Genomic DNA, 6,944 nt, shown 5'->3' with positions numbered 1-6,944 from the left:
TTTCTATCTTCAACGAAAAGCTTTATTAATTCTTCTATACTTATTAATTGACTCTTTGCTTGTGTCATTTTTATCACTTTAATTTTGACATTGCAAAGAGTCATTTTAAATTTACAGTAAAACAATTACATTATCTCGAAATCTATCAAAATTACATTATCTCCCATGACATTTTCTATTGACAATTTCTTGCCCATTCCTCTTGCCCATTCCTCTTGTACATTTTTGATTTATCAACTTTATTCTTTGATTAAATTGGGAAAGTAAATCACCTGTCCGGTCAGTAGAACCTCCGTTAATAACCACAATTTCATAATTAGTGCTTAGTAAGGGAGTTAAAAACTGTTCTACTATTTCTTCTGAGTTATAAACGGATATGCATATAGAATATTTCATCAAAGTGAATTTTTTAAATGTATTAAAACATACTGTATAAATAATGATACTTATTTTCCACAGTGTAAACTACTTCTCATGCTAAATAAAATATTATAATCAAAATAAATGTGATTAATTTATATAATGTAACTTAATTCATGCTTAATGAAGAAAGTGAAAGAATTGGATTATCTATTTATTACGTGGGGAAAACCTTTTAATCATTCTTCTGGAGCTGTGAATAAACAAATTGATTTTCTTTCAAATTCATTGGCGGCCGACGGTTGGAACGTGGGCATACTTTATATGTCTTATGCCTCAGTTTCTTCATTTTACGGATTTTCTAGAAAGAATAGTGTTAAATTATTTTTAAAGATCGAAATAGCTAAAGTACTTTATAGTAAAATATTTTCTAAAGTCTATTTAAAAATTAGGAAGAGAAGTTCTAATACATATTTAAATCCAAAAATCAATATCTTTATTTCAAATTATAAATTACCTAATGTTCACATAAAAAGGCTAGTAACTAGTTATTGGTGGGGAATTTTGGTACCGGATCAAACAAAAAACGTTGAGAATTTTTATTTTTTGCTTTATCACGATTATTCAGTTGATATAAAAAATAGCAATGTCAAAAACCTAAAATACCTAGAAACTGCCTATAAAATTAGCAATAAAATATCTGCCAACCCTCTCCTTAATAAAAAATTTGGTATCAACATTCCATTAATAACAGAAGGTATAAGTCTTGATGAATATAAATGTACAACAACTTTTGACAATAAGAACACAAATATGATTCTTGTGCCTTTAAGGTCTAATGCAGTAAAGGGTGCGGAATATGCAATTGAGGCATTAAGGCTCATTAATAAAGAATACCCAAATTTGTCTATTGTTGGTTTCGGCGATTATAGTAATCCTTTGCCAAATTTCATAGAATTTCATTATAATATATCTCAAAGAGAACTTAAACAACTATATTGTAAAGCAGGATTCTTTTTATTACCATCTCTAGAAGAGGGAATTTCAGAACCACTTATAGAAGCAATGATAGCAGGATGTATATCAATATCTACTCGATGTGGTGGTCCCGAAACTGTCATCACTCACGGTAAAGATGGCTTTTTGGTGCCATCCAGAGACCCTAGGGGAATATTCACTCAATTTAATAAGTTAATGAATAAAGATATACATCTTAAGAAAATTTCAGAATCTGCCATAGAAACCGCAATGAAATATGACATTAGGAAAACGTATGAAGATTTCATTAAAGCAATAGATTTCTATGAAAATCAAAAATAGATAAAATATATTTTCAATGTGCCCTGTAAAAGGACTCTATGGATTCACAGATATAGGATATATCCTCAGAGGACAGCTTAACGCTGCTTGGTAAATTTATGCCCCTTTCAGATATGTCTACACTGAATCTGTAATCTCCTTTATTTAACTGGATGTAAGGGGGCATTAAATGCACAGGGTAAAAGAATCTTCTCGTGTCTATGCCCTTTCTGTAAAGAAAATCTATTAGCAGTTTCATTTCATTCTTATCTTTAGCCAGTATGGAATATAACCAGTATGTGCCATTATAATTGTCACCGGTGGGATGTGGTGTCACATAAGCCTCCAGGTATTTTTTGTATTTCGCAGCAATTTCCCTTTTTCTGCTGATAAAATAGTCAAGCCGTTCTAACTGTGCAACTCCCAGTGCTGCCTGCAAGTTTGTCATTCGATAATTGTATCCTATGTACTCATGCCAGTACCTGTTCTCTGGTGTCATTCCATGGTCCCGGAGAATTGACATCATTTGATATATCTCATCATTATTGGTCGTGCAAAATCCACCTTCCCCCGTTGTCATGGTTTTATTTCCATAAAATGAGAAACATCCAACATCCCCGAATGAGCCCAGTTTTTGTTTTTTATATTCGGTTCCAAGTGATTCAGCAGTGTCCTCTATTACATAAAGATTGTACTTTTCCTTTATCTCCATAATCCTGTCCATATCAGCAGAGTTCCCATAGAGATGCACAACTATTATTGCCTTAGTCTTTTTAGTTATTAACCTTTCCAGCTTCTCAGTATCTATGCACCAGCTATCCCTGTCAATGTCACACAAAACTGGGGTGGCTCTGTTATACAATACTGCATTCACAGGGCTGATAAAGGTTAAATCCGGCACAATAACCTCATCCCCCTCCTTAATCCCTATAGCCGACAGGGCAAGATGGAGGGCTGTTGTGCCGTTAGAGGTAGTTAGGCCATATTCAGTCCCTATGTAAGACTTGAATCCCTTCTCAAATTTTGATATATATTCGCCATGTGAACTTACCCATCCCGACCTGACAGCATCATCAACATATTCTATCTCCCTTTCACCTATATCAGGTTCAGATACTGGAATCATTTTACATTACCCCTGTAAGTTTTTAGAAGGTTGTTTTCATTTGGATAATTCGGAACATCCCATGCGAATTTTTCTCCCTCCATATACCTGTTCCATCTGTCAATTTCTGTTTTAACCATCATGTTTACCAGCTCCCTGAACTTTGTTTTTGGCTCCCATTTCAGGATATCCCTGGCCTTTGAATAGTCTCCCTGTAGGGTAGGAACATCCAGTGGGCGGATAAATTTTTTATCTATTTCAAGATAGTTTGCATAATCTTCCTTTATGTAATCAAATGCATATTTTATGAATTCCTCTACCGTATGCGTTTCATTGGTTGCAATTACAAAATCATCGGGCTTTTCCTGCTGAAGCATTGTATACATTGCATCAACGTATTCAGGAGCATATCCCCAGTCCCTCTTTGCATTGATATTCCCAAGATGTATCTTTTTTTCAAGCCCAAGGTTTATCTTAGCCACCTCATTGGCAATTTTTCTTGTGACAAACTCCATGCCCCTCAGTGGGGATTCATGGTTGAAAAGTATTCCCGAAGCAATAAAAATGCCATATCCCTCTCTGTAAATTTTGGATATCCAGTAACCATAAAGCTTGGCAGCCGCATATGGGCTCATGGGGTTAAATGGATCATTTTCAGTCAGTGGCTTGCCATTATAGGATGAACCAAACATCTCGCTTGTGCCTGCAAAATAAACTTTGGTTTTATTGGAGTACAGTTTAACAGCCTCCAGAATCCTTGTTACTGAGAGGCCGGTAACCTCGGCTGTAGCCAAAGGGGATTCGAAGGATGCCTCAACAAAGCTCTGGGCTGCAAGATGGTAAACCTCATCTGGGTCAGAAGCCTTGAACGCATTGAGAATTGATGATAAATCAGAAAGGTCCCCGGATATTAAATTTACCTTGTCGTAGATATCCAGAGCCTGCAATCTCCAGAAATTTGGAGTGCTAATTCTTCTGTATAACCCATAAACTTTGTAATTTTTCTCTAAAAGCAATTTGGCCAGATAAGCGCCATCTTGCCCGGTAATGCCTGTGATCAAAGCCGATTTCATTATAAAGCATTTATTCGACGTATATAAAATTCTTTACATTAAGTGTCAGTTAAAAATTAACGTCAGATATTATGGAAGCCAGATCCGAATATGAAGGTATCTTTTTATTATTAGTTGTATTTGGCTTTCCAGATTCAAAGAATTTTACTCCATCTCTTATGACTCTTTCCAGTGCCTTAATATCTTCAATAGGAACAATATAAGCTCCATATTGGCTAAAATCCTTTGCACACCCAGCTGTGGTAGTAATGACATACATTCCGAGAGATATTGCCTCAAGCCTGCTTATTGCAAAGCTTTCATGCCTTGATGCAAGGCAGAAAATAGAAGAATTTCTGTATTTTTCTATTAATTGTTTTCTTGTGAGGAGCCCAAGAAATTTTACCTTCTCTGATATTCCTATTTCATTTATTAGCTGCAATAGTTCCTTGTAATAGTTAGAATCTGAAACCTCGCCTATTATTTCTAGAGTCCAATTCGGATTTGTTTTTACTATGGAAGCAAATGCTCTAATTAAAATATCTAATCCTTTATCAGGTGTAATTCTAGATACAGTGATAATATTTTTTTGTTTATTAACCTCGTCATATCTCTTCAGAAAATCATTTGATACACTATTTGGAACTACTCTCAGCCTATTCTTAATTCTTGGAGTATCCATGAAAATTTGATATCCGCAGCTGGTTTCTGTAATAATGCGTTGGAAAACAAAAGATAAGCCGACATAATATAAATATATCAATTTTTTTCGTAATTTTTTCATGTGTAAAAGCTCGGACCCATCATTATCAAGTTTCAATATACGTCTACTTTTTACCTTAAATATTTTGCAATATAATGTGTATATAAGCATTATAGGACCGGTTAATGTTGAGTTGTTAAATGCTATTATAATATCGGGTTTTTCTTCTCTCAGAATTTTAAAAACGGCTATCAATTCGTTAAAATTAAGAAAATTTAGCAATCTTGGAATAATATGCATCTTTCTATTATCGGTAACTACATATTTGGAATCTAAATTATTTGTTTCGTGAATTTTTATGCCAAGATGCCTGTATTCCTCTGATTCCATTTTTCCTACAATAATTTGTGAGTCAAATCCTATATCTCTGAAACCTATGGGTATAGCTCCAAGTGCCTTGTGTATATACTTGTCAATAAATTCTGAGTATGGCAGGTAAAGAATAAATTTTGCCATAATAATGTTGGATATGGAAGATGCTTATTAATACTTTTTCGGTCCAACCTATGGCGATTATATACCGTTGGACGAATATTTATTTTATATGTAATTTCTTACTGAAAAGACGGGATAATACAACATTTATGATGTATGTGCAAACTTTGCACACACGTATGTTTGGGTCAAAAATAGCATATTTGAACTAATAAAAATGATAAGAAATTATTATTTATCTGACCACATATAAGCGACATAGGGTCCAACGACGTTGATTATATGCTATTGGTTAAATATAAGATTTTTGTGTGTTAATCTACCGTAATGCGTCTTTCCTCTCACTGTAGATGTACGTCAAGAATCTTTTTGTGGGCATTAGCAACATTAAACCAATCTTGATGCTGGTTAATGAAATCATCTAGAGTGGCATCATTAAAGCTGATATTCTTATTACTCAGTATATTTTGTGAAATTTCCACCATTTTTCTTATATCAAATTCCTTAACGAGTTTAACACAACTGAAATTTTTATACAGTGAAATTCCTGCAATGTCATAGGCTACAACAGGTGTTCCTAAGTATATGGCCTGTAATATAGATAGTGAAAAAGAATCACTATGGGAAGGATAGATCATTAAGCTTGCAGTTGATAATTCTTGATATAATTCATCATCCGTGAGTTTACCCAGATATTTCACGCTTTCATTAAGATCATATTTTGATAAAAGGGTGAAAAAATAAGTTTTTTCGAATTTGTGTTGGAATTCCCCTGCAATGATAACCTTCACATCAGAAGTTTTTGTAATATCTTTTACAACACGAATAAAATCAAATATTCCCTTTCTATACACCAATCTTGCAAAAAATATGATTTTATTCTCTTTTGCCATCCCACGGTATTTTTGAATTTTAGTGTCCAGTGCATTTGAGGGTTCTAGCCTATAGACATTTTTAAATTGAATGTGCATATTTTTCTTATAGGAATTATTGACTATGGATATAAATTCAAGATTTTTATTACTTATTAGTTTTTTTAATGTCAATTTTCTATTTATATAGTCATATATAGATATACCAGCTACAAACAATGATAAACGTGGTGCAATTAACGATAATGCGAAACCCGAGTACAGCTCATGGAAAAAGTGCATATTCACATCCCCTAAGTCCTGAAGACAGACACCCATTTTCTTACCCATTCTCCTACTTAGTGTTAGTGATAACTCCCCTCCATATTTGAAATTTTCAGCATAATATTGAAAATCCAAATCATATATAAAATCGCAATTTTCTATTTCCATGCTATAATGTTCAATAATATCTTGCATAATTACTTCTTTTCCGGAAAAATTAATGAAATATTCGCTAATTTTAATATTGATGGTATTTAGATATTTTATATATTCAAAATCGCATGATCCTTTTTCTTGATAGGTTTGAGGCTCCGGAAAATAAACTATGTCATAAAACTGTGGAAATCTTTCTATAACTTCACGCATGTGCTTCTGCGCTCCTCCTACTTTATTAAACAATATCCCATTGGCAAAAATGGCGATCCTCAATAGCCATGCATTTAAAATTAATATTTAATCATTGTTTATTAATTATAATCGATAAGTTCCATGCCTTAAGAGACGGGATTAAACCATAGAAACATATATTGTTATTCTTACGAATAGCATGTTACTCTAGATGTGTTCTTACAACTAGGTAGATGACATGACATGAAGGAACCCAATCCTGTGAAGAATATACCATCAACCTTTGAAATGTGATGCCAAACGATAAAGTTGTGGGAGGTAGTAATTTAACCTTTAGTACCTAACATATTTTATATATAGTATTGATTAACGAGAATGGGAACTGCATTATTTCTTGGGCATGCAAATACAGAAATGCGAGGAGGTCCAGCCATATTCAAATCTGT

Annotated in this window: 6 protein-coding genes; 1 reads left to right on the top strand and 5 read right to left on the bottom strand. The window is 33.5% G+C overall.

The window, feature by feature from the left end; all coding sequences use genetic code 11:
- Positions 1–156 precede the first annotated feature (156 nt).
- A complete protein-coding gene (locus AMDU4_RS13655) occupies positions 157–396 on the bottom strand; it encodes a glycosyltransferase (RefSeq protein ID WP_021788515.1) in 240 nt (79 codons plus the stop codon).
- Between the two features lie 147 nt (positions 397–543).
- Here AMDU4_RS13655 and AMDU4_RS13650 point away from each other — a divergent pair, with 147 nt between their 5' ends.
- Positions 544–1,680, top strand: coding sequence for a glycosyltransferase family 4 protein (locus AMDU4_RS13650; RefSeq protein ID WP_021788514.1), 1,137 nt, complete (start codon positions 544–546; stop codon positions 1,678–1,680).
- Positions 1,681–1,693: 13 nt separating this feature from the next.
- Here the strand turns inward: AMDU4_RS13650 and AMDU4_RS13645 are convergent, their stop codons facing one another.
- From AMDU4_RS13645 to AMDU4_RS13630, 4 genes are all read right to left on the bottom strand, one after another.
- The gene (locus AMDU4_RS13645; protein ID WP_021788513.1) at positions 1,694–2,785 is read right to left on the bottom strand and encodes a DegT/DnrJ/EryC1/StrS aminotransferase family protein; all 1,092 of its coding nucleotides are present in this window, start codon (positions 2,783–2,785) and stop codon (positions 1,694–1,696) included.
- A complete protein-coding gene (locus AMDU4_RS13640) occupies positions 2,782–3,837 on the bottom strand; it encodes a GDP-mannose 4,6-dehydratase (RefSeq protein WP_021788512.1) in 1,056 nt (351 codons plus the stop codon). The genes AMDU4_RS13645 and AMDU4_RS13640 overlap by 4 nt, the downstream gene beginning before the upstream one ends.
- A 49-nt stretch (positions 3,838–3,886) precedes the next feature.
- Positions 3,887–5,035 (bottom strand): glycosyltransferase family 4 protein, encoded by a 1,149-nt coding sequence (locus AMDU4_RS13635; RefSeq protein WP_021788511.1) that lies wholly within the window; start codon positions 5,033–5,035, stop codon positions 3,887–3,889.
- A 320-nt stretch (positions 5,036–5,355) separates the two neighbouring features.
- Positions 5,356–6,579: a glycosyltransferase gene (locus AMDU4_RS13630; RefSeq protein ID WP_021788510.1), complete on the bottom strand. Its 1,224-nt coding sequence runs from the start codon at positions 6,577–6,579 to the stop codon at positions 5,356–5,358.
- Positions 6,580–6,944 lie beyond the last annotated feature (365 nt).

This window comes from Ferroplasma sp. Type II (genome assembly GCF_000496155.1).
The sequence above is the reverse complement of the archived record's forward strand: the minus strand, read 5'-3'. Positions and strand labels throughout refer to the sequence as shown.